Here is a 3258-nt window from a genome sequence, read left to right as displayed (position 1 = left end):
TATTCAGGGAGATGACTTTTCTGATTTAAAAAATGAATGTTATAAAAGCCTTTTTTATTGTGTATCCAAATATAACCCAGAAACTCACAGGTTTGTTGCTTATGCCACAAATGGAATTAAAAACAACATCTATGACCTTGTACGTAAATCTCAGACAAGGAAATCACTTGACAGTAGCGAAACCCTCATTATAACAGATGAATTTCAGGAAACTCTAGTATCAGATTTAATTGGAATAGAAGATTTCCTCTGCAAAAAATCTGATTATATTGAACTTCATAAAGCCATAAAAAACCTAAATGCAGATGAACAGGAAATGATAAACTTTTTGTTTTTTTCTAATACTCATGCCAGAAAAACAATAAAAGAATATTCTGATTTTAAAAATATCTCATATCATTGTGCTGTAAAAAGAAGAAAAATGATTCTGAAAAAACTCTCTAAAACACTTGGCTCAATTGGCGATTGATAATTGACAATTTATGATATACCTTTAATTTAAAATTTTTCATATTTAATATATTTTTTATTGATAATGTAATTTAATATTGCAAAATATATACGATAAACTTTAGTCCTGCAATAATGTATACCAACTGTTAATTGTCCATTAACAGTTAAACAAGGAGGTGACATCATTATGGAAATTAATGAATTGATGAATCTTATTGTAAACAATGGATTTCCAGTTGCAGTCAGTGCATATCTTTTAATACGCCTGGAAAAACAGCTTTCTTCATTGTCTTCTTCAATAAATAAACTCAATGCAATAATTTCTGCAAAACTTGGAGTTGCTGTTGATACTTCTTCTGTGGATTCAGTTCAGAAAACATCATAATTGCATCATGCATTTATCATTTTAAAAATTCTCCAAAATAGCAGGTGATTTTATGTTCTTCATTAACTCAACAGACTAAAGTCCACAAAAATAGCAGCAGACTTTTAAAGTCATAAGTCTGCTGCTTTATTCTTAAGATTTTAATAAATATTAATACAATATAAATTCTCATTGTCAATTGTACATTAAAGGTACCATTTAATTTATCATTTTTATAAGGCAATCCTTCTGATAAAAACTTATTCCATAGCAGACAATATTTTTATATCCTTCACTTCTAAGTTCTTCATCATATTTTTTATCTTTAATCTGTTTTAATGCATCATCTGCTCTTTTTTCTAATTCATCAATATCTTTTGCAATCTTAAATTCTATAACTATTGCAATACCTCTTTTGGATACTGATTTAATAAAAAGGTCGCTTCTTCCTGTTCCACATTCTCTATTGGATTTTACAATATAATTATGCATATTCATAAGACTTCCTGTTACAAAGCCATGATAAAAGTTTTCATAGGCATCATTAAAACTTATTGTTTCAATTAAGAGTTTATTAAGTTCTTCTTCAAAAACTTCAGGGTTCTTTCCTATTATTGCATCATACATTTTTGAAAGATCTCTCACCTTGATTTTATCATTAAACCATTTTAAAATTTTCTGTCTGATTTAATTTTATTTATTTCATCAATATCCAATCCTGTATTTATTGAAATAACTTTCTCACTTATTCCAGCTTTCAATAATTCTTTTATGAGTTTTTCAACTGTTTTTTCAAATTTTCTTACTTTTTCTTCAGATTGAACTGTCTAACATTATAAGAGGCCTATGATTCTTTTATTACAATTGTTAATTATCCATTGTTCTTCATCTTTATAATACAGTCTTTCCTGTAAAAAGATATTCCATATTTTATTATATCCTCATATCCTTCTTCATTTAGCTCTTCCTCATATTTCTTTTCTTCTATCTGCTTTAATGCATCATCGCATTTTGTAAATATCTCCTTAGGTTTCTCACATACCTTTAACTCTATAATGACTGCTCTTTCAAATATTGATAATGGTTTTATATAAATATCACTTCGTCCACTTCCACATTCCCTATTTGATTTTACAATATATCCTTCCATTCCTGATAAAATTCCAACTAGAAATCCATGATAGAAATTTTCATATGCATCATTAAAACTTATAGTCTTTCTCAAAAGTCTGTTTACTTCCTTCTGAAAAACTTCAACATTTCCATTAATAACTGATGTATATAAAACTGACCTGTTTTCTTCTTTTATTTTTGCATTGAACCACTTTAAGATTTTCTGCCTGAATATATATTTAACTTCCTTGTTAGGAATTGCTAATTCCAAGTATCTCTTATCATCTTCCATTTTCTGCTTAATCATTTTAAAATAACCTGTAAAGAACATGAAGTTATAAAGATTCTCCATACTGTCATAAATCTCATCATATGTTATATCTTCATGGACAGGTTTTTCTATTGTTCTTCCTTCTATCAAAGTTTCAATTTCCTTTTTTGTAATATCATCTGCTCTTTCTATAAGAGTTTTTACAATGCTGTTTGAACTTGTATTTGCCCAGTATGATGATGGAAATTCATCTATATAAAATGTAAGATCCTTTATATACCTTACAACGCTCCATGGATTATAGACATTTACATCTCCAAAAACATATCCGTTATACCATTCTTTCACAGTTTCATATTTGGATTCCATCTTATAGTCTGAACATATTTTCTTTACTTCATCATCTGTAAACCCAAAATACTCGTCATATGATTTGTTTAATATAGATATTATTTCAAGATTATTAAGTCCTGTAAAAATAGATCCCTTTGAAATCCTCAAACAGCCTGTAATCACTGCAAATTCCAAATAAGGATTTGTCTTTAATGATGATTCAAAAAGTGAACGTATAAATTTTATCATCTTATCATAAAAACCTTCAAAAAACGAATTTTCAAGAGGAACATCATATTCGTCTATTAATATTATTGCCTTCTTACCAAAATATTTATATAAACATTCACTTAAAAATTTTAATGCAGTTACATATAAAGACATATCTTCATCTTTCCTTGCTATTCTCATGAATTCTTCTTTCTGATCTTTTAAAATATCAGATTCCACAATAAACTGATGCCTTCTAAATTCACTTGATATTTCTTCTCTCAGGCACTTAAATGCAAGTTCCATGCTTCCCTGCTTTGCAGATTTTAAAGAGAGATTAATTACTGGATACTGACCCATTTGAGAAGTATACTTATCTCCTGTATCCATTATTTTTAAACCATTAAATAATGCTGTATTATCCTTTTTTTCTCCACTATTCCAGTGCCTTTCATCTTCAAAAAAGTACTGAAGCATACTCATATTCAGTGTTTTTCCAAATCTTCTTGGCCTT

4 protein-coding genes are annotated in these 3258 nt (G+C 28.1%); 2 read left to right on the top strand and 2 right to left on the bottom strand.

Features of this window, described 5'->3' with window-relative positions; genetic code table 11:
- Nucleotides 1-469: sigma-70 family RNA polymerase sigma factor (locus tag Q0F58_RS18400; RefSeq protein WP_294379353.1), on the top strand; the 469-nt coding region annotated here is incomplete at its 5' end.
- 171 nt (nt 470-640) lie between these two features.
- Nucleotides 641-838, top strand: a complete 198-nt coding sequence (locus tag Q0F58_RS18395) for a YvrJ family protein (RefSeq protein ID WP_294379352.1) — start codon at nt 641-643, stop codon at nt 836-838.
- A 198-nt stretch (nt 839-1036) separates the two neighbouring features.
- On the opposite strand, the gene Q0F58_RS18390 is transcribed toward Q0F58_RS18395, so the two are convergent.
- Together Q0F58_RS18390 and Q0F58_RS18385 are read right to left on the bottom strand one after the other, a co-directional pair.
- The gene (locus Q0F58_RS18390) at nt 1037-1444 is read right to left on the bottom strand and encodes a PD-(D/E)XK nuclease domain-containing protein (protein ID WP_294379351.1); all 408 of its coding nucleotides are present in this window, start codon (nt 1442-1444) and stop codon (nt 1037-1039) included.
- Nucleotides 1445-1688: 244 nt separating this feature from the next.
- On the bottom strand, nt 1689-3258 hold a 1570-nt coding region (locus tag Q0F58_RS18385; RefSeq protein WP_294379350.1), incomplete at its 5' end, for an AAA family ATPase.

This window comes from uncultured Clostridium sp. (assembly GCF_934754915.1).
GTDB lineage: Bacteria > Bacillota > Clostridia > Clostridiales > Clostridiaceae > Clostridium.
Note: the sequence above shows the minus strand (reverse complement) of the source record. Positions and strands in the feature narration are given on the sequence as shown.